Source organism: Streptomyces zagrosensis (assembly GCF_014203645.1).
In the GTDB taxonomy this organism is placed as follows: domain Bacteria; phylum Actinomycetota; class Actinomycetes; order Streptomycetales; family Streptomycetaceae; genus Streptomyces; species Streptomyces zagrosensis.
Genome location: NZ_JACHJL010000003.1, coordinates 159274 through 183587, shown reverse-complemented (window position 1 = coordinate 183587; position 24314 = coordinate 159274). Strand labels below are relative to the sequence as shown.

At 68.5% G+C, this 24314-nt stretch carries 22 protein-coding genes and 1 CRISPR repeat array; of the genes, 15 read left to right on the top strand and 7 right to left on the bottom strand.

Annotation, left to right across the window (positions count from 1 at the left end):
• Positions 1-80: 80 nt before the first annotated feature.
• The 3 genes from FHS42_RS39030 to FHS42_RS07620 form a co-directional block, all read right to left on the bottom strand.
• Positions 81-866, bottom strand: a complete 786-nt coding sequence (locus tag FHS42_RS39030; protein WP_376772544.1) for a DNA adenine methylase — start codon at positions 864-866, stop codon at positions 81-83.
• A 37-nt stretch (positions 867-903) separates the two neighbouring features.
• Positions 904-1059 carry an HNH endonuclease gene (locus FHS42_RS36680; protein ID WP_246494364.1) on the bottom strand — a complete coding sequence of 52 codons (156 nt, stop codon included), beginning with the start codon at positions 1057-1059 and terminating at the stop codon, positions 904-906.
• A gap of 958 nt (positions 1060-2017) precedes the next feature.
• Complete coding sequence (locus FHS42_RS07620) at positions 2018-3667, bottom strand: recombinase family protein (protein WP_184570146.1); 1650 nt, start codon at positions 3665-3667, stop codon at positions 2018-2020.
• Between the two features lie 95 nt (positions 3668-3762).
• On the opposite strand from FHS42_RS07620, the gene FHS42_RS07615 reads away from it, so the two are divergent.
• The 3 genes from FHS42_RS07615 to FHS42_RS39345 all read left to right on the top strand — a co-directional run bounded on the left by FHS42_RS07615 (position 3763) and on the right by FHS42_RS39345 (position 5257).
• On the top strand, positions 3763-4062 hold the full coding sequence (locus FHS42_RS07615; protein WP_184570144.1) for a DUF7848 domain-containing protein: 300 nt from the start codon (positions 3763-3765) through the stop codon (positions 4060-4062).
• The gene (locus FHS42_RS07610; RefSeq protein WP_184570142.1) at positions 4059-4610 is read left to right on the top strand and encodes a hypothetical protein; all 552 of its coding nucleotides are present in this window, start codon (positions 4059-4061) and stop codon (positions 4608-4610) included. The genes FHS42_RS07615 and FHS42_RS07610 overlap by 4 nt, the downstream gene beginning before the upstream one ends.
• 359 nt (positions 4611-4969) lie before the next feature.
• A complete protein-coding gene (locus FHS42_RS39345; RefSeq protein WP_446696872.1) occupies positions 4970-5257 on the top strand; it encodes a hypothetical protein in 288 nt (95 codons plus the stop codon).
• A 116-nt stretch (positions 5258-5373) separates the two neighbouring features.
• Here the strand turns inward: FHS42_RS39345 and FHS42_RS07605 are convergent, their stop codons facing one another.
• Positions 5374-5784, bottom strand: a complete 411-nt coding sequence (locus tag FHS42_RS07605) for an NUDIX hydrolase (protein WP_184570140.1) — start codon at positions 5782-5784, stop codon at positions 5374-5376.
• Complete coding sequence (locus FHS42_RS07600; RefSeq protein WP_184570138.1) at positions 5781-6440, bottom strand: NUDIX hydrolase; 660 nt, start codon at positions 6438-6440, stop codon at positions 5781-5783. The genes FHS42_RS07605 and FHS42_RS07600 overlap by 4 nt, the downstream gene beginning before the upstream one ends.
• Before the next feature lie 410 nt (positions 6441-6850).
• Between FHS42_RS07600 and FHS42_RS07595 the strand changes: the two genes are divergently transcribed.
• The 9 genes from FHS42_RS07595 to FHS42_RS07555 all read left to right on the top strand — a co-directional run bounded on the left by FHS42_RS07595 (position 6851) and on the right by FHS42_RS07555 (position 18239).
• Complete coding sequence (locus FHS42_RS07595) at positions 6851-7360, top strand: nucleoside-diphosphate kinase (RefSeq protein WP_184570136.1); 510 nt, start codon at positions 6851-6853, stop codon at positions 7358-7360.
• 80 nt (positions 7361-7440) lie between these two features.
• The gene (locus tag FHS42_RS07590; protein WP_184570134.1) at positions 7441-7740 is read left to right on the top strand and encodes a hypothetical protein; all 300 of its coding nucleotides are present in this window, start codon (positions 7441-7443) and stop codon (positions 7738-7740) included.
• Between the two features lie 158 nt (positions 7741-7898).
• On the top strand, positions 7899-8483 hold the full coding sequence (locus tag FHS42_RS07585; RefSeq protein WP_184570132.1) for a hypothetical protein: 585 nt from the start codon (positions 7899-7901) through the stop codon (positions 8481-8483).
• A gap of 42 nt (positions 8484-8525) precedes the next feature.
• On the top strand, positions 8526-9290 hold the full coding sequence (locus tag FHS42_RS07580) for a hypothetical protein (protein WP_184570130.1): 765 nt from the start codon (positions 8526-8528) through the stop codon (positions 9288-9290).
• 3 nt (positions 9291-9293) lie between these two features.
• Entirely contained in the window at positions 9294-10688 is a 1395-nt protein-coding gene (locus tag FHS42_RS07575; protein ID WP_184570128.1) for a hypothetical protein, read from the top strand.
• 65 nt (positions 10689-10753) lie between these two features.
• On the top strand, positions 10754-11491 hold the full coding sequence (locus tag FHS42_RS07570) for a class I SAM-dependent methyltransferase (RefSeq protein ID WP_184570126.1): 738 nt from the start codon (positions 10754-10756) through the stop codon (positions 11489-11491).
• Entirely contained in the window at positions 11458-12153 is a 696-nt protein-coding gene (locus FHS42_RS07565; protein ID WP_246494363.1) for an ATP-binding protein, read from the top strand. The genes FHS42_RS07570 and FHS42_RS07565 overlap by 34 nt, the downstream gene beginning before the upstream one ends.
• Positions 12154-12540: 387 nt before the next feature.
• Positions 12541-12996: direct repeats of the CRISPR family, unit length 28 nt; unit sequence ATGGTCCCCGCGCACGCGGGGGTGGTCC.
• Between the two features lie 294 nt (positions 12997-13290).
• Positions 13291-16350 carry a helicase C-terminal domain-containing protein gene (locus tag FHS42_RS07560; RefSeq protein ID WP_184570694.1) on the top strand — a complete coding sequence of 1020 codons (3060 nt, stop codon included), beginning with the start codon at positions 13291-13293 and terminating at the stop codon, positions 16348-16350.
• Positions 16351-16589: 239 nt separating this feature from the next.
• Complete coding sequence (locus FHS42_RS07555) at positions 16590-18239, top strand: DNA repair helicase XPB (protein WP_184570122.1); 1650 nt, start codon at positions 16590-16592, stop codon at positions 18237-18239.
• A gap of 115 nt (positions 18240-18354) precedes the next feature.
• Here FHS42_RS07555 and FHS42_RS07550 read toward each other — a convergent pair whose 3' ends face one another.
• Positions 18355-18639, bottom strand: a complete 285-nt coding sequence (locus FHS42_RS07550) for a hypothetical protein (RefSeq protein WP_184570814.1) — start codon at positions 18637-18639, stop codon at positions 18355-18357.
• 443 nt (positions 18640-19082) lie between these two features.
• On the opposite strand from FHS42_RS07550, the gene FHS42_RS07545 reads away from it, so the two are divergent.
• From FHS42_RS07545 to FHS42_RS38120, 3 genes are all read left to right on the top strand, one after another.
• Positions 19083-21515 (top strand): HelD family protein, encoded by a 2433-nt coding sequence (locus FHS42_RS07545; protein ID WP_376772543.1) that lies wholly within the window; start codon positions 19083-19085, stop codon positions 21513-21515.
• Between the two features lie 365 nt (positions 21516-21880).
• Complete coding sequence (locus tag FHS42_RS07540) at positions 21881-22327, top strand: barstar family protein (RefSeq protein ID WP_184570120.1); 447 nt, start codon at positions 21881-21883, stop codon at positions 22325-22327.
• A 1025-nt stretch (positions 22328-23352) separates the two neighbouring features.
• Positions 23353-23475 (top strand): hypothetical protein, encoded by a 123-nt coding sequence (locus FHS42_RS38120; protein ID WP_281392709.1) that lies wholly within the window; start codon positions 23353-23355, stop codon positions 23473-23475.
• A gap of 111 nt (positions 23476-23586) precedes the next feature.
• On the opposite strand, the gene FHS42_RS07535 is transcribed toward FHS42_RS38120, so the two are convergent.
• Positions 23587-24306, bottom strand: coding sequence for a copper homeostasis protein CutC (locus tag FHS42_RS07535; RefSeq protein WP_184570118.1), 720 nt, complete (start codon positions 24304-24306; stop codon positions 23587-23589).
• Positions 24307-24314: the final 8 nt, after the last annotated feature.

Below are 24314 nucleotides of genomic sequence, written 5' to 3'. Positions count from 1 at the left end.
GCGTTCCCGGATGGCTCGTTGCGGTGACCACCGCGATGGGGGTCGGGACTCACCTGGTGGACGAACCGATGACGCAGTTATCAGCGATTGATCCACAAACACTCAACTCGTCGTGCACCCGCGGCGTTCGAGACGTGCGCCGGTACCTCACGACGCTCACAACGCCACCCCAGAGACTCGTACGGACCGCCCATATAACCAGAAATCAAAACTGTTCCCGGGAAGTCTGCCACGGTGTGCAGCATGGATGCATGAAACTCGTCCGTGTTGCTCTCAGTTGCGTAATCGCGCTTACTCTTGCGTGTGGATGCTAGGTACGGCGGGTCCAGATAGAGAACGGTATCCGGTTGGCGCCATCTGTCCACCAATCGCAAGGCATCAACATTTTCTATCTCCACACCCCTGACGCGCTCCGCAACCTCCATCAACCTCGTGTCAATACGCGCTGCAAACGTCTGTGCCTTACCCGTCCGGCCAGGTGCGGAAGACGAAAACCCGACCTTCCGGGTTGAGGCATTGAACGCCATACAACAGCGAACGAAGAACCTGCGTGCTCGCTCCAACTCTGGCAGGCCACCGTAAGAGGTAAGAGACGCCTTGTATTCGTCCCGCGCATAGGGAGTCCTTTGCAGAACCTCAACAAGCGCGTCGGGCTGATCGCGCAACACACGCCAAAACGTCACCACATCGCCGTTCGCATCGTTCAAAACCTCCGTCCGGCAGCGCTCCTTAGCAAGCAAAACCGCGGCAGACCCACAGAAGGGTTCGACGTACGCTTTGTGTTCCGGGATGTGCGAGACAATCCAGGGCGCTAGTTTGCCCTTGGCGCCGTAGTATGGAAATGGTGGCTGATGTGCCAACCTCATATGCCCCCGCGGACTAATACGTTTGTAGACGTGCTTCCTACGTTCCAGCACCTACCGCCCGGAACTCCGCACTCGTCTTGAGCTGGTGGCACCCGTGGCACAACACCTGCACGTTGCCGTCAATGTCCTCCCCGCCGAGGGACAGCGGGCGCACATGGTCCACGTCCACCCCGTCCACGGGGTAATCACCCAAGCACCAGTCGCACCACGCGGAGCCCCGCTCGTCCACCCGCCGGCGGAGCCTCGCGGCAGCGTCTATACGGTTCGCCCGTCGTCGGCCCCGTGCTCGTCGGGAACGGACGTTGGGACGTCCCTCGTACGCCTCGTGATGGGTCTTGCAGCGTCCGCGGTGCGTGGCGGGCTCGGTGCAGTCGATACAGCGCATGCGCGCCCCCTCTGTGGTGTTCGTCGTTGTGCCCGCCCCCGGACTCGAACCGGGGAACTCTGCGGATTGCGTACGGATCTCCCCGCGAGGGGGCCGGTACCGCGCACCTCTAGCCGTTGGGTCAGCGGGCTTGGTCGTCGTCCTGGCGCTCATGGGCGAACGTCGGGACGACTTGGGGACCGCACGGTCTTACAACCCCGTTCAGCGCCCGCGAGGGGCGGTTACTGGTGGGCGGTGCGGTCCCCGCACGCGCTGCCCTACGACCCTCGCGGCCACCCGAACAACGGGGGCGAGTGGTCCACGGGCAACGCTTGTTCCGAGAGTCAGGCACTCAGTCCGCCAGGTTCCCCGTGTTGGGTGGGCGCGCGGTAATCCCGCTCTCGGAAGTAGCGGAAGGGAGTCCGTAGTCACCGTGCGGTGAGTTCGACCGTTTCCCCCTCTACTTACTGTGGGGAGCGAAGGTTGCCCGGAGCCGCTGAGAGCGAGCGGGGCATTTCCGCTTCCTACTTTCTGTGGGGAGCGAGGGTTGCCCGTGCCCCTCGCCGTGACGCGGTGTCGCCAGAGACCCCAATCTCTTTTCTCTCTAGGTTTTTCTTAGGGTTCTAAAAAAGTGCAAAAAATCGTCACTTCAACACTCTTCGCACCACCGCTGTGCAGCGGCCTCGCCCGAGGGCGAGCCGGCGAGGGCCCCACGCGCCCGTGTGCGGGCAGCAGAAAGCCCCGGCGGTCACGGGGACCAACCGGGGCTTCCTCGGGCCGTACGGCGCTATGCCGCTTGCTCGTACTCGTCTGTCTCGGGGGCCGCCCACACGATGGACACGCGCTCCTCACCCTTGAACGGCTTCCCCTGTCCGGGGGATTTGGTCACGATCACGGTGTCGATGGCGAGGCCGAGCAAGTCCCGCCGTAGCTGCGGGTCCGCGTTGTGCCATGTCTTGGCCGCGTGTCCCTCGATCAGGAACGTGATGTCTACGCGCCCCCCGCCGGCCAGTTCCTTCACGCGCTTCTCGGCAGCGTCGAGCCGCTTTTCCGCAGCGACCTTGTGGGGGATGCGGTACCGCGCGGACCGGCCCTCGTAGAAGTCGGCTGCGTCGTCCGCGTGGAACTTGTCGAGCTTGAGTTGCGCGGCCTTGAGTTCGGCGCGCGCTTCCTTGATCTCTTCGCTTTCGTCGGGGCGGGACAGAGCTTGCCACCGCTCGGCAACGGCGAGCAACAGCGGGTCGTCATCCTCGGCCGAGTGCAGCCGCGCCGACCACGCGTCCACCACGTACCGCTCTATTGCTTCCCGCCATGCCGACGCGGGACCAGGGCAGGCACCACCAGCCCTACGAAACTGACAGTTGTACGACGTACCGCCTATGACCATGGCACCGGTGCACGACGCGCACCGCATCTTCCCGCTAAGCGCGTGAACGGCCCGACCCTCAATTCTGGTGCTGTCTATGATCTGATTCCCGCTCATCACGCGACGGGCACGGGCAGCCACGTCCGCCGGAATCATCTCGGGCAACTCGGCAGCATCAACACAGCGCACCTTTTCGCCCTGGTCGTTGATGTAGTGCACGGATCGTTTGTGCGACCTTCCACCCGGGGCGACAGTCAACCAACCCTCGTAAACGGGGTGGACGACAATTGCCCGGATACTGTCCGCACGCCAAAACTTGCCCGTGCTCGACCGGATGCCTTCCTCGTTCAGCTTCCGGGCAAGAGCATGCAAGGACGTGCCCCCCGCTATCTCCTTGAAAATCCGGGTCACCACTTCCCACGGAGTGAGTTCCCGGCGGCCCTTGATGAGGCACGTGTACGGCGTGCGGTTCGGGGAGAGGCGGCGAGTTTCCCGATGGGCGACCAGGCCGAACGGTGCCCTCCCGAGCCAACGACCCTCGTTGCGCTGCCGATCCTTGGTTACGCGAACGTTGTGGGAAAGACGCTGCGAGTATTCGCGGGCGTTCTCGGCACGGTCGATGATCCATCGGCGGTCGCGCTCGTCCATCGAGTCAAGACGCTCGTAATCGAAGATCACGCGAGCCTTACCGAGGATCGGCACCACCGCTTCCGCACCCTTGCGGCTGAACCTGTCGAGCGCGTAGCACCACAGCGCGGGAACCTCGCCCGCGAGGACGGCCGACATGGCAGCGTCGTACTTGGGTCGCCGTACGTCGGACCACGCGGACAGGTTCTCTTTCCAGACCTTCCGAACACAGTAACCGTGTTCGTCGGCCCATGCGCGGCCCCGTTCTTCCTGCGCACGGATGGACAACGCGCGCTCACCCTCGCGCACGATCTTGGATTTACGTAGCAACAGGTCCACCCACGGGCGGCCATGGCACGGGCACACGCCCGGAGTGTTCGTTTCCATGGTCTTTGTGGGGAGCGAGCGTTGCCCATCGGTGCGCGTGAGGGTGGCGGTTGCCATGTCAGACCCTTTGTGACCTGCGGGAACGGCCCGCTACCGAGTAGTTCCCAGGGTGTCGGACCTACCTGCGCCCGCACCCCCCGGGGAGCCACGCGATGACCCGCAGCACCTACCGGTTCGTAGACATGACCATCGGCCCCGACCCCCACGGCGCGCCCTACGCCGTACGCGCCACCTGCACCGCCTGCGGCGAACGATCCCCCCAACCCGAATCCGACCAAGGCCCAACCGGCCAACACAGCCAAGCCCAACGCTGGTGCCGCACCCACGCAGCCATCGACCATCCCGGCGGCCGCCACCTGCACTACACCGCCAACGTGACCTTCGGATGGCTGATCACCCCCGCCGAAGACATCGGACCCACCGCCGACGAACGTGCCTGGAGCCACCCATGACGTACGCGTGGACACCACCACCCGGCACCGGGCACTCCCTCCTACCCATCGGCCACCACTTCGACCTCGTACAAGCCCCCCTCACCACGGGCATGCACCTGCTACGCGACACGTTTTGCGACGCCATGATCGCCAACCCCGAAACCGGTCACTGCACTTGGCTCATCCCCGTAGGACACGCCAAGCGCTCACCCTGGTCCTACGCCCGCCTCACCCGCTACGTTCAAGTCGCCACCAGCGGACAGGCGTTGATCCCACACACCGACCGCACCGCCGGCCCCGGCCCCCACTGGGTTCGCCCCGCGGGGGCGCAGGGCAGCCCGCGCTACCTCGCGTGCGCGATCACTCTGGCGGGAGACCTCGCCCCCGCAACCCTCACCACCTGCGGCCCCCTCCCCATCCGCTGCGTATGCGGCGGCCCCGTCTACCGCGACGAAGCCACCCCCGGCACCGAAACCGACGGCAGCGAATACCTGATGCACCCGGCCTGCGCCCAACAGGCCACCGCCACCAACACCGCCCGGGTCGGGGGACGACGCCGCGCCTAACTCTCGCGCCTGGCCCGTTCCATACGAGGCAGGGCCCGAGCGCTGACCCCAGGCGTGCCATGCGCGGGTGACGCGTTGAGGGCGCGGCGTGAGCGGTAGATTCTCCATCGGAGCGATCTGACGGGAGGCCCGTGATAGATATGCGCCGTACGAGCGCTATGCCGGAATCCGCGGAAGTGAGTAAAAACCGGCTTCCCGCGCTCTAAAGCCGCAGGTCACGAACTATGGTCCCCGCGCATGCGGGGGTGGTCCTCGATGAGGAAAAGCCCAAGCGCACGCGTCGGAATGGTCCCCGCGCATGCGGGGGTGGTCCCATCATTTCCTTAATTCGTTTTGCTTAACTTATATGGTCCCCGCGCATGCGGGGGTGGTCCGATTCGAGCACCGCTCTCGCCGCGACCCTCGCCGACGCCGAGGCCCCTGGCCACGACCCCACCACCCTGCTCACGGAATCCGCAGCCCACCGCGAACTCGGCACAGCCGAACCCAGCAGCGAAGTTCTCGTCTGGCGCCTGCGACGCGCCGACGACCTGCCCGCCGACGCGACCAACCTGCCCGTAATCGGCGGCCCGGCCACCTCCCGACCTACCTCACGACCGGTCGGACGGTCCGCTAGCCCTCAAGACCTGCACCACAGGCATCGATAGGCCCGCTCCTGCAGTTGGGTGCCAAGCCCAGAAGAAGCGGCTGAAGCGACACAGTGCAAGGCTCCGCCGATTCAGCCGCTTCCGGCCTACTGATGCACGATGGGCTGGTGGCGAGGTCAGGCCAGTGTGGCGTCCAGGTGCTGCTGGACCGGTTCGAACAGTCCGTACGGGACGTACTGGGGAATGTCGGCGTGGGCGACCCAGGCGAGTTCGTCCAGCTCTTCGGCGTCAGCGACGTGTGCGGTGCCGCTGACCACTTCACAGGCGGTGTAGGACATCAGTCGGCCGGTCGCCGGGTGGACGCGCTCGCCGAGCAGCTTGAGAGCGTTCACCTTCAGCCCGGTCTCCTCGTGGGTCTCCCGTACAGCGGCGTTCTCGCGCGATTCACCGGGCTCGATCTCCCCGGCGGGGAACTGCCAGGAGAGTTGGCCCTCGCTGACCCGACGCCGCACCATCAGCACTCGGCTGTCGTGTACGACGATGGCCGCGGCGATCCCGGGCCGCTCGTCAGCGTTCTGCTGTGTCACGTCTGCTCCTCCAGGATGGCCAAGATGGGTGGGAAGATCGTATCGACGGGGATAAAGCGGGTCACCGACTTTCTGGGCACCCACATCACATCGATGTTCTCGACGGTGTCGCTGTTGGTGGCTTCACCTGCGAGGTACTCGCACAGGAAGTACTCGCAGAGCACGCCGGTCACGGGGTGCAGCCGGGTTCCGAGCTGCTGCCTGATCGCGCAGTGGACACCGGTCTCATCCAGCGTTTCCCGCACGGTGGCCGTCTCGGCCTTCGCCCCGGGCTTGATCACACCGGCCGGAAACTGCCAGGTGATGCCGGTCGCATCATCGTCCCGGCGGCAGACCAGCAGGACGCTGTCCTCGCGGGTGACCACAGCGATGGCGACACGAAGCGCTTGAGCGCCGGCCGTCCCCGCACCGCCCCCGTCGCTCCTGCCTGCGACCAGCAGCGAGAAGCGCCGTCTGGCCGGCGGCGGGGCCTGCTCGTGGACCGTGTCGAGAAGCTGCTGCATTTCTCTGCGGGGCACGACGGCTGGATCGGAGTGCCAGGTGGCGACCGTTCTGACGGCTACACCGAGCTGGGCGGCGAACTGTTCATTGGTGAGACGTAGAGCGGACTGCAGCTGACAGGCGTAGTGACCGTTCCACACCTTGATCACGTCCACCTTCGCCCCTCCGGCGCCGTTGCACTCGGTGCGGGACTCGCGCGCCGAAGATGCACTGTCACTGCACTGGCACTTCATGGTCGTACCGACAGCGCCTGGGGAGAATCAATGCCATCGAGTGCGCGGTGCCATCCGGTGGACCGTCCCGGTGCCTGAAGCGGCCACGCGCGGAGTAGGTACAGGTGCTGAACGAGCCCAGGGAGATCTTAGGTGAGGTTCAACAGCGGATAGGGAAGACGGAGAACTTGGCTCGTACGCCATCCCTTCGGTGCTGTCCAACAGCGTTCCCCCGCTTCGTCAGTTCGGGGGAACGACCGGCCGCCCGAGCCGCCGGTTCTGCGCCGGTAACCTCGGCACATGACGGCTGAGCGTCCGTCATGTCAGCTTGCCAGTAAGGCGAAAGGGAACAAATGGCCGAGGATCAAGCACAGACCGCCGAGCGCACGCTCGTCCTGCTCAAGCCCGACGCGCTGGTGCGCGGCCTGGCCGGCAGGATCATCTCGCGCTTCGAAGACGCGGCCCTGAAGGTCGTCGGCGTCAAGATGAAGCAGATGGACGCGGAGTTCACCCGGCGCCACTACTTCGACCTCGAAGAGCGGCTGGGCTCGGAGGTCTACAGCGTCACCTCGACGTTCATGCAGCAGGGGCCGGTCATTGCCCTGGTGCTGGAAGGGTTCGACGCTATTGCCACCGTGCGGAAGATCGTCGGCAGTACGTATCCGAACCAGGCTCCGGCCGGCACGGTGCGCGGCGACTTCTCCCACTACAGCTCTGCGGCCAGCATCGCGTCCGGAAAGGCCGTGGCCAACCTCGTGCATGCCTCCGGCAACCGGGATGAGGCGAAGCAGGAAGTCGAGCTGTGGTTCGAGAAGGAAGAACTGCAGGACTATCGGACGCTGGCCGAGATCTACACCTACTAGCGGTGGTTCACGGCGTCACCGCGGGGGCGCCTGCGCGTTGATCACTCCTGGGGTAAAACCGTCTGATTCGAGAGGGCACCATGACCAACCAGACCCGCCCGGCCTCCGCCGAGGAGCTGGAGTCGATCTTCCAGCGTGAGCTGGCCACCGATCGGTGGGCGGCGGTCGAGACCTCGTACGCGTTGGCGGTCCGCCATCGCGACCTGGGTGACTGGCCCGCCTCCCGTGAATGGGTGGAGCAGTGCCTCCGGCTGCTGAAGGGTTTCCCCAGCGAGACGGAGGAGCAGGTGGCCGCGACCCGGACGTCCGTGGGAGGAGTCCCGCTGCCGACCTACCTGCACTCGGGTGTGGTGAAGGGCCGCTTCGGCGACCTGACCTGACCCGTCCGATGATCCACCTCGGGTGATGCGGCTGCGGTGCCGGACGGCCGCGTCACCCTCCCTGGTCACCGATTCCACACGCGCCGTCGAAACCGAGCGGGCCACTGGGCCCCGATTCGGCCGGCACCTCCATGCCCGAACCGAGGAGAAAACGCCCCATGGCAGTCGAGATCGAGATGCGCGCCCGCTTCGACAAGGAAGTCCACGACCGACTCGTCGCCCGCCTCGAAGAGGGCGGCGAGGATCTTGGGCAGGACGACAAGCACATTCACTTCTATGTCCTCCCCGACCAGCTCTTGAAGGTCACTGACAACACCGCCGCCGGGACCGCCAAGATCACCCTCAAGGGGAGCAGGATCGGCCAGGGCGCTGCCTTCGAGGAGACCGAATTCGCCATCGCGCCCGCCGACGTGGCTGCGGCGGTGAAGGTGTTCAACGCGCTCGGATTCGATACCGCGATGCACGAGGCGTTCAATCTGCGCCACAACTTCCGCTTCAGCGGGGTGGAGATCGCGGTCAAGTGGAGCGAAGCATGGGGGTACCACGCCGAGTTCGAGGTGCTGCTGGACGACGGCGCGCCGGACGCGGCCCGTACCGAGGCAGCGGCGCGGATTGCCGATGTCGCCGCCGAGCTGGGCGTGGCGCTGATGACCGAGCAGGAGCTGGCCGATTTCACAGCTGCCTTCGAGGCCACCGAGAAGGAGCGCAAGGAGCGGGAGCAGCAGGCAGCGCCTCTCCGGTAGGAGCACGTCACAGCGGTAGACCACCAAAGGGGGTGGGCACAGATGAGCACGACCTCAGCGACCGCAAGCCTGATCGACCTGGCGGCCCAGGACCGACTGCCGCTCCACCAGTACATGGACCGGGCGACCATCGACTGGATCAGGGAAAATCGTCCCGACCTCAGCTCGGTACCAAGCATCACCCTTCGGCCGGCCTCGAAGGAACTCCTTCGGCAGGCAGCGTTACCGGCCAGGTGGCTGGCCGAGCCGCATGTGTACGAATCGATCCACGGCGTCAGACACAGCATGCGGGTGACAACGCTCGCCACCCTGCTGGCCGAGGAACAGGGCTTGGACGACGAAGACACCGCTACCGCGGTGGTGGCCGCCGCTGTCCATGACTGGCAGCGGCTGCATGACAAGGACGACCGCGGCCACGGTGCCCGTGCCGCCCTGTGGCTGGCGGCGAACGCGGACACGGTGTGGGGCCACTTCGGCCTCACCGCCGTGCCGAGCCGGATCGTGCGGGCGGCCACGGCCGTCCGGCTGCACGATGTGCCGTACGACGCCTTCAGCGCCGACGATCGGACCGACCACCAGCGCACCGAGCGTATCTGCGACGTGGTCAAGGCCGCCGACGCTCTCGACCGCTACCGCCTGCCGAAGCTCACCTGGTGGCCCAACGCCCGGCACGTACGGGTACCTGCCTTCGAGCGGTTCAGGGCCCTGGCCTTCGATCTCGTGGTCATCTCCGAAACGGCACACCTGGCCGGTGCCAGCGGAACCGAGTCCGTCCGGTACGCGCTGGCGGAAACAGGGCTGGTGTGACCTGTGGACTTCCTCGACGCCTATCACCTGTGGGCCGACGCTCACGCTTTCTTCGGCTCCGCGCTCGTCCCCAGCCCGGCGCACATCAGCGATCCGCTGGCGGCGCAGACCGAAGCCTGGGACGAGCGGCTGGCCGAGCAGACGCCCAACGGCGGGCTGCTCCGCCAGAACGCCCTCTTCGACGCCCTCAGCGGCAAGGGCAAACTGCACCTGCTCCATGTCACACACGCCCTGGAGGAGATCAGCCGACAGGGAGTGCTGTACCCGTCCGGCGGCTGCCTCGTCGGAAGCATCTACTGCGCACCGCTCACCGAGACCGGCCAGGGCTTCCGCATGCACAACCTGGCCTCCTACGTCCTCACCAAGGAGGCGCCGGCCTTCCTGGCCAAGCTCGGCGTCACCGACCGCGTCCCCACCCCTCTCATCTTCGAGGTCGATCCGCCGCCGCAGGCGTACCAAGGACTCGCCGGAGTGGACTATCTGCGGCTGGGCCTCATTCACCTGCAGATCTACAGCCACCTCGAATACCTGCTGAGCAAGACCGAACGCCACCACCTGCGCGAGACCGTCGTCAGCCGCGTCAAGAACTCGGCTGCCTTCCTCGCCACAGCCGCCTCCGTGGCCTACCAGGGGACGCGCGTCGCCCCCGAGCCGTTCTTCCGGCAGCTCGACGAGACCATCCCGCGCCTGCCGATCCTCGGCTACCTGTACTTCGAGGCGGTAGCGGAGTACCTGATGCTCCACTCGACGTCACGGCATACACAGCGGCTGGCCGAACTCGGAGAGCTCAACAACTGGCTCTACAAGGAAATGCTCTTCGCCTCCTTCCCCGCCATGGCGGGGAAGTTCGATCTGGCGGAGTTCCGTCCCCGCCCTGAGCAGCTCGCCGTGCTCCTGCATCAGGTCGACCCGACCATCGACGCGGACCACGCGAGCACCTACTTGGTCGAGCGGATCAGCTACCTCGTCGCCGCCCGGCTACTCGCCCCCGGCGAGGCACCCGATGGCTGGCACCGGACACGCTGGGAATTCGACGACCTGGCCACCCCGCTCGGGCCTCTCCTCGGCCATCTCATCCACCGGGAACTGCGCACCTTCGGCCGCTATCCAGACTTCTACTTCTACTTCGACCAGTACAAGGCGCTGCAAGCCTGGAACTACTGGAACCACATGGACATCGTCGTGCCCTTCAACGGCACGATGCCCAAAGGCGAGGTCGGCATCAATCCCGCCTACCCCAACCTCGACTACCGCGTATGGAGGGCCGAGCAGGACGATGCTGGCCGCCTCCACCCGACCGAGCAGCTCTCGCTGACGATCGCCCCGCGGCTGGTGGACATCAAGTACACCCTGATGCGCAACAACCAGTGGGCCGCACCGGCCCCCAGCGCTGCCTGACCAGCGCCACCCTCTGCGGACACATTCCCCGCCCCTGAACAGCCTCACGCGTAGGAGACCCCGCGATGAGCTACATCTCGATGCCCTCCACCGACCTCCTCGGCGAGCAGATCGCCACCGTCCTGGCCGAACCCACGACGACCCACGGTCTGGCCCGCACCTTGCGCGCGGCGGCCAAGGAGCTTGTTCTCCACCGCTACCACCATGCCAGCCAGCGTGCCTGGCCCAGCGGCCGTATCGACGAGAAGCCCGCCCGCGTCCAGATCGGCGGCGGAGCCCACCTCGCCGACGGCTACTACAACATCGACCTCGTCCCGCCGGCCGATCTCCTCTGGGACATCCGCGAAGGCATCCCTCTGCACGACGGCACGGTGAACCTGATCTTCTCCGAGCATTTCTTGGAGCACATCGACTACCCCCGCTCTGCCAAGAACTACGTCCGCGAGGCCCACCGGGTACTCGCACCGGGTGGCCGGATCATCACCGGCGTCCCCGACGCCGGGTTCGTCCTGAACCAGTACCCCGGGCCACTGCGCGAGGCCGACGAGATGATCAGCCGCTGGTACAGCAAACGGGACTGCCTCGGAGACATCAACACCTATCTCGACCTCGTCAACCTGCTCTTCCGCGACCAGGACGACGACCTCAGGTACACCCCGCACCTGTGGGCCTACGACCACGAAAAGCTGGTCCAGATCTTCACCGAGGCGGGTTTCACGACCGTCGAGCCCTGGACCTTCGACCCTGCTCTGGCCAACCCCAAGCGCCGATGGGGCAGCGTCTACGTCATCGCGACGAAGTAGCGATCTGGTGCTCGTCTCGGGTGGTGGGCGCAACGCAGGGGATATCACCCAACCCTGCAGCGGTCCGCGCCCGCCCACAGGCACACACCCCTATCCAGTCGTCCCCACCGGGAGGCACTCCCGTGAATCAGGGCCACCAGCTCGTCAGCGATCTCACCCTCGCCACTGCGCCGAGTACGGCCGCCTGGGCTCGGCGTCACACGGTCGATGTTCTGCGCCGATGGAGGCCGGAGGGCGACGTCGTTGAAACAGCCAGGCTCCTTATCTCCGAACTCGCGACGAATGCGGTGGAGCATGCCCGCCCAGCGACTGGCTCGGCCGCGGCCTCCCGATGCAACACCGGAATGATCTCTGTCAGGCTCCACCTGGTCGGATCGAGTGTGCTCATCCTGGTCAGCGACGGGGACCCCCGCCCGCCTGTCCGTCGTGAGCCGGACAGCACCGCGACGGGCGGCCGAGGTCTGCTCCTCACAGAGGCCATGGCCATTCGTTGGGGTTACTACCGCCCGAAGGCCCGGCCGGGGAAGATCGTCTGGGCCGAGGTGGGCGTCCAGCCAACCAGCGACTCATTACTGGAGGCCGGCGAACCCCGGCCCCGGGATCACACGGTCGGTTCGATGCTGCTGGGGCGAGTGCTAACCGGACTGGATGGGTGGGAGTGACTGCTCGGCCAGCTTCCATCCGCTGCGTATGCGGAGGCCCCGTCTACCGCGACCAAGCCGCCCCCGGCATCGACACAGACGGCAGCGAGTATTTGATGCACCCAACCTGCGCCCAACAGGCCACCACCAACACTGCCCGCATCGGGGGACGACGCCGCGCCTAACTCTCGCACCTGGCCCGTTCCATACGAGGCAGGGCCCGAGCGCTGACCTCAGGGCGCCATGTGCGGGTGACGCGTTGAGGGCGAGGCGTGAGCGGTAGATTCTCCATCGGAGCGATCTGACGGGAGGACCGTGATAGATATGCGCCGTACGAGCGCTATGCCGGAATCCGCGGAAGTGAGTAAAAACCGGCTTCCCGCGCCGTAAACCCGCAGGTCACGAACTATGGTCCCCGCGCACGCGGGGGTGGTCCCGACACGCGCAGCCGCTCTCCCCAGCCTGGACCATGGTCCCCGCGCACGCGGGGGTGGTCCTGCAGGTCGTAGGTGTCGCTTGCCTGCTTCGCCATGGTCCCCGCGCACGCGGGGGTGGTCCCTGCGTGGCCCCGTCTCATCTTGGCGGACGGCCATGGTCCCCGCGCACGCGGGGGTGGTCCTCGCCTGTCGGCGCCCGCGCCCGTTCTCCACGTATGGTCCCCGCGCACGCGGGGGTGGTCCCTCGTCCAGGACCTCGCCGTCCTCGTCGTACGTGATGGTCCCCGCGCACGCGGGGGTGGTCCCCCGACCCTCACGATGACGCCGCATCACTCACCATGGTCCCCGCGCACGCGGGGGTGGTCCCCCGGCAGGTGTCCTCAGCTTCCGCGGGTATCGATGGTCCCCGCGCACGCGGGGGTGGACCCAGCGGATGTCGTGGCGTATGCCGAACGCACGGATGGTCCCCTCGCATGCGGGGGAATGGTCCCCATGTGGCTGTCTTGGGCGCTTTCGTCCACGTATGCCCCCCGCGCGTGCGGGGATACCCCGGACCCACACCACCCACACCCCCCGAGCCCCCGCGACAGCCCCCGCCCCCCAGCCCCCGCCCCCACCCGTGCCAAGCCGCCCCCAGCGGCTTGGCACGACGCATGGGGGTGTGGGGCGGTGAGCCGGTACCGTGGTCCGAATGACCACCTCGCGGGATCGGGCGGCGCGGATGACCCGAGAGAACGGGCGCAGCGGCGGCAGCAGCGGCAGCAACCGCGGGGCGCCCCGCACGCTCGCTGAGGAGTTGCGGGTACGCCCTGATGGCGCGCTCGCGACGCTGCTGCGGGCCCGTCCTGACCTTCTCAATCCGGTGCCGAACGACCTCACCCAGCTCGCCACTCGGGCCGGTACCCGGGCGTCGGTCGTGCGGGCGGTGGAACGGCTTGACCGCTTTGCGCTTCAAGTTGCCGAGGCGTTGGCGGTGGCGCCCGATCCGTGCCCGTACGAGACGCTGTGCATCCTCATGACGGGCGACCCCGATGCGGTGGTGGACGCCGGTCCGGCCGCGGGCGCGGAGCCCACGGCCATGAACGCGGCGACTCACGCCGGTACCGATACGGCCTCGTGGGCCGTCCCTGCCTCCGACGTGGGCGCCGGTGAAGGCGTCGCCGCTGCCTCGGTGGCGGATATCCATGCCGCGCTGCCGCGTGCGGTGGCCACGCTGCGCCAGCAGGCCCTGCTCTGGGGCGGCGATGACCGGCTTCGCCTGATCCGTACCGCCCGTGAGCTGCTGGCCCCCTCCGCGACCCGGCCCTCGCCGACCGGGCTTGGGCCCACTGTCGCGGAGGCGACGGCGGGCATGTCGCCTGGGCGGTTGCAAGAGGTCATCGCGGCGGCAGGTTTGCCGCCCACGCATGATCCGGTGACGGCTGTCGCCGCGTTGACCCGCCTGTTCACCGACCGCGCCCGGATGGCGGCGCTCCTCGACCAGGCCCCGCCGGAGGCCCTGACCGCCCTGCGCAGGCTGCTGTGGGGCCCGCCGTACGGTGCCGTGTCCGCCGCGACGGCGGAGTCGGCAGGCGCCGCGCCGGACACGGATGCGGAACGCGTGGCGGGTGGGCAGGCGGTGGGGGACGTACGGGAGCGGACCAGGGCTGCCGAGCAGGCCGGGCCCGCGCCGCATTTGCGCTGGTTGTTGGCGCGTGGGTTGCTGTTGCCCGCGGGGCCGCGCAATGTCGTCCTGCCCCGCGAGGTCGCGCTACAGCTGCGCGGTGGGCGGGCCCATCGCACGGTGGAGCCGCTCGTTCCGCAGCTCGTTCCGCTGACCGAACGCCGTCCACAGGCTGTGGATGCCGCAGCCGCCGGGCAAGCGTTCACCGCGCTGGCGACCGTGGAGGAGTTGCTCAAGGAGTGGCAGGCCGGTGGCCCGGCGGTGTTGCGCGCGGGCGGGCTGAGCGTGCGCGATTTCAAGCGGACCGCCGCGGCGCTCGATGTGACGGAGTCGATGGCCGCCTTCTGGATCGAGTTGGCGTACGCCGCGGGGTTGCTGGCTTCGGACGGTGAGGCGGACGAGCGGTTCGCGCCGACGCCCGCGTACGACGAGTGGCTGCGGCTGTCCGCCGAGCAGCGGTGGGCGCGGCTGGCCACGGCCTGGTTGACGGCCACCCGGGCGCCGGGGCTGGTCGGGGTCCGGGACGCGAAGGGTCGTACGCTCTCGGCGCTCGGCCCCGACCTGGACCGGGGCGCGGCGCCCGAGGTGCGGCGCCGTGCCCTTGGCTTGCTCGCCGCGCTGCCGGCCGGGGCCTCGGTGCCGACCGATGTGTTGCTGAACCGGCTGCGCTGGGAGCGCCCGCTGCGCGGCGCGGCCGATGGCGCCGCCGGCCCCGACGATGATCTCCGCTCCCGGCTCGCCCGCTGGACGCTGACCGAGGCCGAAACGCTCGGCGTCACGGGCCGCGGCGCACTCGCCTCGCACGGTCGCGCCCTGCTCGGCTCCACGGCCGCCCAGGCTCCCGGCCCGGGCACCGAGATGAACCAAGCCACCGAGACGAACGAGGCCACCGGTACGAGCAAGGCCACCAAAACGGGCAAGACCGCCGGAAAGGGCAAGGCCACCGAGCCGGGCCTGGGCTCCCCGGCGAGCAAGGCCACCACGACAGGCATAGGCGCCCAGGCAGGCCAGGGCTCCGAGGCAGGCTGGCTGCCCGCGCCTTCGCTCCCCGCGCCGTCCGCCGCCGAGTTGGCCGCTGCCGGCGCAGCCGCCGCCCGGCTGCTGGCGCCACTGCTCCCGCAGCCGCTCAACCATGTGCTGCTCCAGGCCGACCTGACGGCCGTGGCGCCCGGGCCGCTCGAACGCCACCTCGCTGACCTGCTTGGTGTCCTCGCCGACGTTGAGTCCAAGGGCGGCGCGACGGTCTACCGCTTCACGCCCGCCTCTGTGCGCCGCGCCCTTGACACCGGCCGCGCGGCGGCCGACCTGCACGCCTTCTTGGCCGAGCACTCCCGTACGTCGATTCCGCAGCCGCTCACGTATCTGATCGACGATGTGGCGCGCCGGCACGGTCAGTTGCGGGTCGGTGCGGCTTCCGCGTATGTCCGGTGTGACGATGACGCGCTGCTCGCCGAGATTCTGGCCGACCGCCGTTCCTCGGGCCTACGGCTGCGCCGCCTCGCGCCGACCGTGCTGGCCGCCCAGGCGGCGCCGGACGTCCTGCTGGAGCGGCTGCGCGAGATGGGGTACGCGCCGGCGGCCGAGTCCGCCGAGGGCGATGTGATGGTGACGCGCGCCGATGCGTACCGCACTCCGCCCCGTACCGCGCCCACCCCCGTGCCTGACGGCCCGCCGGTGCCGGACGACAGGTTGCTGAACGCGGCGGTACGGGCGATCCGGGCCGGAGACCTGGCAGCGACGGCCGCGCACAAGCCCAGCACCGCGGTGCCGGGCGCGGAACAGGCACCGGACGAGGAAGACCCCACGGCGGGCGCGGACGCCGAGGCCGCCACCGGGGTGGCGGCCGGTTCCGCCGCGGCGGGGGGCGTCGGGCCGGGCCGGCTCCCCCGCACCACATCGGCCGAAACCCTGGCCACCATGCAGGCGGCGGTGCTCACCGGGTCGGCTGTCTGGATCGGTTACGTCAATGTGGACGGCGCCGCGTCCCAGCGGGTCATCGCGCCGGTGCGCGTCGAGGGCGGATTCGTCACCGGGTACGACCACACCGCCGACGAGGTCCGCACCTATCCGCTACACCGCATCACGGGCGTCGCCGAACTGGCCGACGACTCCCTCTGACCAGCGCGGCCCAGCCTCTTCGGCCACCGCCCGCCCACCTCGGCGCACGGCTCCCACCAGCCTCTTCGTACGGCGACCGCGGTGCTCCGTGCTGCGCTCGCGTACCTCCCCGATGCCGGCTGTGACAAGGCCCACCCGGTATCGGCGCCCGATGCGCGACACTGGGGGTTTGGCCGCCGCGGCCCGAAGCTCGGGCGGCTGTCGTTGCCAGCCGGTCATTAGTGGAAAGGGCGAGGCGCGTGAACGGACCTCTCATCGTCCAAAGCGACAAGACACTCCTCCTGGAGGTGGATCACGACCAGGCGGACGCCTGCCGTCGGGCGATCGCCCCGTTCGCGGAGCTGGAGCGTGCGCCGGAGCACATTCACACCTATCGGGTGACCCCGCTCGGGCTGTGGAACGCCAGAGCGGCGGGCCACGACGCCGAGCAGGTGGTGGACGCGCTCGTCGAATTCTCCCGCTACCCCGTGCCGCATGCCCTGCTCGTGGATGTCGCCGAGACGATGGCCCGCTACGGGCGGCTGCGGTTGCTCAAGCACCCCACGCACGGCCTGGTTCTGGAGAGCACCGACCGGCCGGTCCTGGAGGAGATCCTCCGCTCGAAGAAGGTTCAGCCGCTGGTCGGGGCGCGCCTCGACGCGGACTCCGTCGTGGTGCACCCCTCCGAGCGCGGCCAGATCAAGCAGACGCTGCTGAAGCTGGGCTGGCCCGCCGAGGATCTCGCCGGTTACGTGGACGGGGAGGCCCACCGGATCGCGCTCGACGAGCAGGACTGGGCGCTGCGCCCGTACCAGAAGCAGGCCGTGGAGGGCTTTTGGCACGGCGGTTCCGGCGTGGTGGTGCTGCCATGTGGGGCGGGCAAGACGCTGGTCGGCGCGGGTGCGATGGCGCAGGCCCAGGCGACCACGTTGATCTTGGTCACCAACACCGTCTCTGCCCGGCAGTGGAAGCACGAACTGGTGCGGCGCACCTCGCTGACCGAGGAAGAGGTCGGTGAGTACAGCGGTACGAGGAAGGAAATCCGGCCGGTCACGATCGCCACGTATCAGGTGCTGACGACCAAGCGGAAGGGCATCTACCCGCACCTGGAACTCTTCGACTCCCGCGACTGGGGACTGATCATCTACGACGAGGTGCACCTGCTGCCCGCGCCGGTCTTCAAGTTCACCGCGGACCTCCAGGCCCGGCGCCGGCTCGGCCTGACGGCAACGCTCGTACGGGAGGACGGCCGCGAGTCGGACGTGTTCTCGCTGATCGGGCCCAAGCGGTTCGACGCCCCGTGGAAGGAAATTGAGGCGCAGGGCTACATCGCGCCTGCCGACTGCGTCGAGGTGCGCGTCAACCTGACCGACAGCGAACGGCTCACCTACGCGACCGCTGAGCCGGAGGAGAAGTACCGCTACTGCGCAACTACCGCATCCAAACGGCGTGTTACCGAGGCCCTGGTCAACAAGCACCGGGGGGAGCAGACGCTGGTCATCGGGCAGTACATCGACCAGCTGGACGAGTTGGGCGAGCATCTCAACGCACCGGTGATCAAGGGCGAGACGACCAACGCGCAGCGGGAACGGCTGTTCGACGCCTTCCGGGCGGGCGAGTTGTCCGTCCTCGTCGTGTCGAAGGTGGCGAACTTCTCCATCGACCTGCCAGAGGCGACGGTCGCCATCCAGGTGTCGGGCACGTTCGGGTCACGGCAGGAGGAGGCCCAGCGGCTCGGTCGGGTGCTGCGGCCGAAGGCGGACGGGCACGAGGCCAGGTTTTACTCGGTGGTCGCCCGCGACACGGTCGATCAGGACTTCGCCGCGCACCGTCAGCGCTTTCTGGCGGAGCAGGGCTACGCGTACCGGATCATCGATGCGACCGAGCTGCTCGCGGGCGAGGACGTGTGAGACGCGTGGGGTGAGTGTCGTGCACGCGGGCTAGGTCGTACGGCACGTGGGATGAGTGTCGTGCACGCGGGCAAGGTCGTACGAGGCACGTGGGGTTGGGGGTGTGCGGCGCCGGCTACCTCCTGCGTACGCCGGCGTCCTCGTAGTCGCCCATGACGGCCACGCTGAACGCGGCGGTCGTGAAGACCTTCACCGCGTGCAGGGCGGCGCCCAGGGGGCGGCGGGCCGGGGAGTCGGTGCCGGAGCGCGGGGCGGAGGCCGCGGCACAGGCTGCGGCCTCGGCGGGGAGCGCGGTTGAACCGTAGCCGCTGGTCGTGCGGCCGGAAACGGCTGGGGTAGCGGGAGTGGCGGAAGTGGCACAGGTGGCGTGCGGTGCGGAGGTCATCGTCGCGGGGCTCATGTACTCCATCATCGATTCCGCAGGGCGGCCGGGCATCGGCCTGCCGGAGTAAACAACGACGGGCCGCCCTCCGCCTCCAGGCTCATGGCATCCCCTACGGGAGGAGGAGTCCGACCCTGAGAACGCGCTCCCGCTCCCCGTCCGCTTCGTAGTCCATTTCGCAGTGCGTTTCGTAGTCCGTTTCGTAACGGCCCAACATCGCCGCAGCATGAACCCCGCGCCGCGTGCGGGCGAAAAACCGTTAGCTTCCCGTCGTCCCGCTGGCTAAACTCTCGCTCTTCCCGGCCTCACCGGGGTTCCCCCGCCTCCCTCTCCGCCAGGGAGCGCCGCCGTCCGGACGGAAACCGGTCGGCCCTTCGCTCACTCACGCGCATAGGCGTCGTACGCCGACGTGCGCTCGCGCGCGCCGTCGTACGCCCCTGTACACAGCCGGAGGCAACACCGTGTCGTCGCATGCCCCCAAACCCACCGCACCGCCCCGCACCAGCGCCGATACACCGGTCTCCCCACCAAAGCGCCCCCACATCGCGGACGCCGCGGCCGATGGCGGGGGCCCGCTCGCTCGGGAGCAGGCGCATCTGGCGGCGTCCCGGTCCGCGCTGCGCGCCATGCGGGCGGACGCGGAGTCGCTCGACATCGCCGACACCACGGCCAACTGGGTCAACGCCGAGGCACTGCGGCACACCATAGAGGTGCGGATCAAGGCGCTCGCCGACCTCACCGACACCCCGTTGTTCTTCGGCCGCCTCGACTACGAGCACGCCCACCACACCGCCGCCGACACCCCTACGGGTTCCACCGCGCCGCCCACCGAGGCCGCGCTGGCCGGTGACGAGGGCGACGCCGGCGGCGACCGCTTCTACATCGGGCGCCGGCATGTGCATGACGCGGACGGCGAGCCCATGGTCATCGACTGGCGGGCACCCATCTCGCAACCCTTCTACCAGGCGTCCCCGAAGAGGCCGATGGATGTGCTGCTACGGCGGCGCTTCGGGTACACGGGCGGCGAGTTGACCGCGTACGAGGACGAGCCGCTCACCGGGCCGGCCGCGCCCGCCGGCGAACAGACCAGCAGACTCCTCCAGTCCGAGATCGAGCGGCCCCGCGTCGGGCCGATGCGCGACATCGTCGCGACGATCCAGCCGGAACAGGACGAGCTGGTCAGGGCCGGGATCGGCGGCACGGTGTGCGTCCAGGGCGCGCCCGGCACCGGAAAGACCGCCGTGGGCCTGCACCGTGTCGCGTACCTCCTTTACGCCCACCGCGAGCGGCTCGCCCGCACCGGCACCCTGGTCATCGGCCCCAACCAATCCTTCCTGCACTACATCGAGCAGGTGTTGCCCGCGCTCGGTGAACTCCAGGTCAAGCAGGCGACGGTGGCCGATCTGGTGGCGCATGTGGAGGTGCGCGGCACGGACAGCGCCGAGCGGGCCCGCATCAAGGGTGACGCACGGATGGCCGATGTGCTGCGGCGCGCGCTGCGAGCGGGGGTGCGGATGCCTCAGGAACCGGTGGTGGTGGTGCGGGGGTCGCGGCGGTGGCGCGTGCCGGCGTACGAAGTGCAGGAAATCGTACGGCAGTTGTTGGAGCGCGACATCCGATACGGCGCCGCCCGCGCGGCCCTTCCACAGCGGGTGGCACACGCCGTACTGGTACGGATGGAGGAGGCGGGCGAGGCCCCGGATGACCGGGTGCAGGACGCGGTGGCCCGTAACGCGGCCGTGAAGGCTGCGGTGAAGGAGATCTGGCCGCTGGTGGACCCGGCGAAGCTGGTGCTGCGGTTGCTGTCCGACGCGGAGGCGCTGGCCGAGTACGCGGCGGGCATCCTCACCGAAGCCGAGCAGCGCACGCTGCTCTGGGAGAAGCCGGCGCGCGGCCCCAAGTCGGCGAAGTGGTCGGCCGCCGACGCCGTACTGATCGATGAGGCCGCCGACCTGATCGAGCGCACCCCCTCGCTCGGCCATGTGGTGCTCGACGAGGCACAGGACCTGTCCCCCATGCAGTACCGCGCGGTGGGCCGCCGCTGCACGACGGGCTCGGCGACGGTGCTGGGCGACATCGCGCAGGGCACGACGCCCTGGGCGACCGGCAGTTGGCCGGAGGCACTGCGCCACCTGGGCAAGGAGGACGCCAGGGTGGAAGAGTTGACGCGCGGCTTCCGCGTACCGCGTGAGGTCATCGCGTACGCGTCCCGGCTCCTCCCGTCGATCGCCCCCGGGCTTGCGGAGGCAACCTCGGTACGAGAGGCGCCCGGCTCCCTGGAGTTCCGCCCGGTCGGCGGGGCGGGGGCCGCGCTCGATGCGGAGGTGGCTGTCGCGCTGGACGCGGAGGTGGCTGTCGCGCTGGACGCGGAGGTGGTCGCCGCCTGCCAGGAGGCCCTGACGCGGGAGGGCTCGGTCGGCTTGATCGCGGCCGAGGCCCGCATCCCGGCGCTGGTGGCAGCCCTGGCGGCGGCTGGGCTCAGCCATCTGTCCCCCGGCGAGGAGACCTCGGCCGACTCCCGACTGACGCTGGTCCCCGCGACGTTGGCCAAGGGCCTTGAATACGACTACGTCGTGCTGGACGAACCGGCCGCCGTGGTGGACGGCGAACCCCTCCTCACGGCCCAGCCACGAGCGACACCGCACCGGGCCGGCGGCGCGGGCGATGCCGCCGAGCAGGCGGCAGGCTGGGGCGCGGATGATGCCGCCCAACAGGCCGCATCGCAGGCCGCGGGCCCTGTTACGGAGGAGCCGCCCGTGCCCGCCCACCGCACCGGCCTGCGCCGCCTCTACGTCGCGCTGACCCGTGCCGTATCGGGCCTGACCATCGTCCACGCGCGGCCGTTGCCGGCGGAACTGACACGCGGGGAGGCGGGCCGGGAGTCGGCGGCGTAGTCCTCACGGCGCGCTCGGCCGCCCGCGACGGTTCACCGGTGCGGCGAGCGCGTTGGCCTCGCACGCCCCCAAGGTCCGCACCGTGCGGAAGCGGAAACGCTACGTTGACACTCGCCTCAGATGATCGGGGCAGCAGTCGGCATCTCCACCGACCGAGCACGTCGCGCTGCTTCCGCGGCGTCTGGCTCTCCTGTGGCCCACTCTCCTGAGATATACGGTTGCCGCCCTGGGCGAGCGGGAAATCTTTTATCGGACCGGTTACCGAGGCGTCGAGATCGATGACGCGATACAGGCTCTGACGTGTGGGTGGGATGATGAAACAACGCCCTGATGCACGGCAAGCAGGCGCATCCACCACGTCCCGGGTGAGTGCGGAAGCGTGGCTCCGCCTCACCGGCCCAGATGCCCACGCATCGATCCGCGACCTTCTTCCGCTACCCGGCCTCACCTTCACCGCTTGGCTGAACGGCCGCAAGATGAGAGACCTGGACGGACTGTTCCAGCAGTTCTGGGACGAGTTCAAGCTGCCGGACTACTTCGGTTGGAATCTCCCTGCGTTTGACGACTGCCTAAGCGACCTCACCTGGCTGCCCGCGGATCACTACGTGATCGTCATCGAGGAAGCGCAAGAAATACTGTGCGAAGAACCCGAAACGCTGCCCGATATCCTCAACATCTTGGCACGGACTGGGCAGCGCTGGGCCTATGCCGAGCGACCTGACGGCAGTGCTGTAGCGAGGTTCCAGGTGATCCTGGCGTGCAGCGAGTCAGGCATGGCGCGTATGCGAAGCGCGATCACGGGAATGCGATGACGGGAGACCCCCCACACGCTCGCCGGGAGGCCGGGGAAACCAGCGCTCGTGTCACGAGACTGCGCACCCTCAGCGCCATGAGGCTCGTCGGAATCCGCTATGCCCCGGAAGGCTGAAGCGTCATGGGAGGCACTGGAGTTAATCCTCCCGGACGGCGGCTCTGTGGTTCTCACCTCGGGTACGGACTGGACCCTGAGAATCGAGGAAGGGAGCTGGCCAGACCTTCCGGGATGGTGTTACCCACCTCAGAGCTGGTCCGCGCTGGAACTCGACGCTATACCCTCGGCATTGGGGAGGTTCCGGAAAGTGGCGCCCGCCTACAATCAACACTCCGAGCTGGTCGGCACGCGCATCGCCTTCGCAGGCGGGGCCGCTGTGACCGTACGCACAGGCGAGCAATTCCGCCTAGAACTGGTCTTATCGCATCCGGGGTAAGGGGCGAAGGAGAGATGCAGGAACTCGACGATCTCCTCATTCAGCTTCTCTTCGAGATTTCTACGCCCGAACTATTCTATTCAGGGCAACAGGCAAACGTGTGAGCGCTGGCTCACCGAGATCGAGCGAGTCCTGTGATGACGACGCGCCGGAATCCACTGATCACACACATCGTGGCTGCGCCTTGCGGGTCCGGCCGCCCGCGCATCGATCCGCTACTTCGCTGGAACCACTCAGAATGCCCCCCCAGCCACTCCCATTGACCCCAGCAGTCAACCCCATTTCCCTTTGGGAGTGCGGGTGCGCCTTCACCTTACCGACGCGGTCACCGTCACACTGCACGAGAACATCGTGACTCACATTCCTCGCTTCTCGCTCAGCGGCTCGTGCGTGGCCGTGGGGAGCTACCGGAACGCCGAAGGGCGCGAAGAGTGCGCGCGTGTGACATCGGGGAGCTCCGACTGGCTATGGCTCGGCGGCGACGAGCTGAGGCCGCCGAAACGCAAAGCGACGCAGCAACTCGCGCGCTTTTGCGTGCGTATTTCGCCGTCGTCTCACCGTCGTCGGTCGATGAAATGCAGGAGGGCGATGTGCACGCTCTCGCCCGACTTGAGGCCCTGCACGAGCACATATCCAGCAGCAATGCGGACGCTCCTCGGAAGGCCGTGCTGCTGCATGCCGTGTGCGAATTGATGGAGCACTGGTACGGCTGATAGCGAAGCGACTTCGGCCCAGCCCGGTCGCGGCCGGGCCGGCGTGTGTAGGCGGCGCCGCAATGGTCCGCTTCGGCCGCGGCGGCCCGGCGCGCGGTCGCTCAGCGTCATTCAGCCAGCGACGCCCACCGGCGCATCCAGCGCCACCCGCCACTCGGCGACCGCCTCCGCGTTCACCGGCCCGGCCCAGCCTCGCGGGCGGGCCGCGCCGCCGATGTGGAAGGCGTCGATGCCCGCCGCGCGCAGTGCGGGCAGGTGGTCGAGGCGCAGGCCGCCGCCGACGAGGATGCGCGATGCGTACCCGGGTTCGCCCGTCGCACCGCGCGCCGCCTCGCCCTGGAGGGTCGGCAGCCCGGCGTCCACGCCCGCTGCGGCTCCCGCCGTTAGGTACGTGTCGAGGCCGGGCAACCCGGCCAGACGCTTTCGGGCTAGGTCGCGGTCGGCGGCCCGGTCGATGGCGCGGTGAAAGGTCCATGGCGCGCCCTCGATGGCCTCGGCCAGGGCGCGTACGGTCGCGAGGTCCGGCTGGCCGGCGTCGTTGAGGAAGCCGAAGACGAACTCTTCCGCCCCTTCCGCCCGCAGCGCCCGCGCGCTCGCGCAGAGCGCGGCCACCTCGGTCGCCCCGCCTGCCGCGAAGCCGTCCTCGGCCCGCAACATCACCCGTAGCGGGATGCCGACAGCGGCCCGGATTGCACCGAATGCGGCAAGCGTGGGAGTCAGCCCATCGGCCGCCATGTCGGTGACCAGTTCGAGACGGTCAGCCCCTCCGGCCTCGGCCGCGACCGCGTCGTCCACGCCGAGGGCGATCACCTCAAGAATTGGTCTAGACATATAGCGAA

Excerpts from the sequence above, each read along its gene's own strand:
- FHS42_RS07615 (WP_184570144.1), top strand. The coding sequence starts at position 3,763 with ATGACCCGCAGCACCTACCGGTTCGTAGACATGACCATCGGCCCCGAC.
- FHS42_RS07590 (WP_184570134.1), top strand. The coding sequence starts at position 7,441 with ATGACCAACCAGACCCGCCCGGCCTCCGCCGAGGAGCTGGAGTCGATC.
- FHS42_RS07620 (WP_184570146.1), bottom strand. The coding sequence starts at position 3,667 with ATGGCAACCGCCACCCTCACGCGCACCGATGGGCAACGCTCGCTCCCC.
- FHS42_RS07580 (WP_184570130.1), top strand. The coding sequence starts at position 8,526 with ATGAGCACGACCTCAGCGACCGCAAGCCTGATCGACCTGGCGGCCCAG.
- FHS42_RS07570 (WP_184570126.1), top strand. The coding sequence starts at position 10,754 with ATGAGCTACATCTCGATGCCCTCCACCGACCTCCTCGGCGAGCAGATC.
- FHS42_RS07550 (WP_184570814.1), bottom strand. The coding sequence starts at position 18,639 with ATGAGCCCCGCGACGATGACCTCCGCACCGCACGCCACCTGTGCCACT.
- FHS42_RS07610 (WP_184570142.1), top strand. The coding sequence starts at position 4,059 with ATGACGTACGCGTGGACACCACCACCCGGCACCGGGCACTCCCTCCTA.
- FHS42_RS39030 (WP_376772544.1), bottom strand. The coding sequence starts at position 866 with ATGAGGTTGGCACATCAGCCACCATTTCCATACTACGGCGCCAAGGGC.
- FHS42_RS07595 (WP_184570136.1), top strand. The coding sequence starts at position 6,851 with ATGGCCGAGGATCAAGCACAGACCGCCGAGCGCACGCTCGTCCTGCTC.
- FHS42_RS39345 (WP_446696872.1), top strand. The coding sequence starts at position 4,970 with ATGCGGGGGTGGTCCGATTCGAGCACCGCTCTCGCCGCGACCCTCGCC.
- FHS42_RS07585 (WP_184570132.1), top strand. The coding sequence starts at position 7,899 with ATGGCAGTCGAGATCGAGATGCGCGCCCGCTTCGACAAGGAAGTCCAC.
- FHS42_RS07565 (WP_246494363.1), top strand. The coding sequence starts at position 11,458 with ATGGGGCAGCGTCTACGTCATCGCGACGAAGTAGCGATCTGGTGCTCG.
- FHS42_RS07535 (WP_184570118.1), bottom strand. The coding sequence starts at position 24,306 with ATGTCTAGACCAATTCTTGAGGTGATCGCCCTCGGCGTGGACGACGCG.
- FHS42_RS07560 (WP_184570694.1), top strand. The coding sequence starts at position 13,291 with ATGACCCGAGAGAACGGGCGCAGCGGCGGCAGCAGCGGCAGCAACCGC.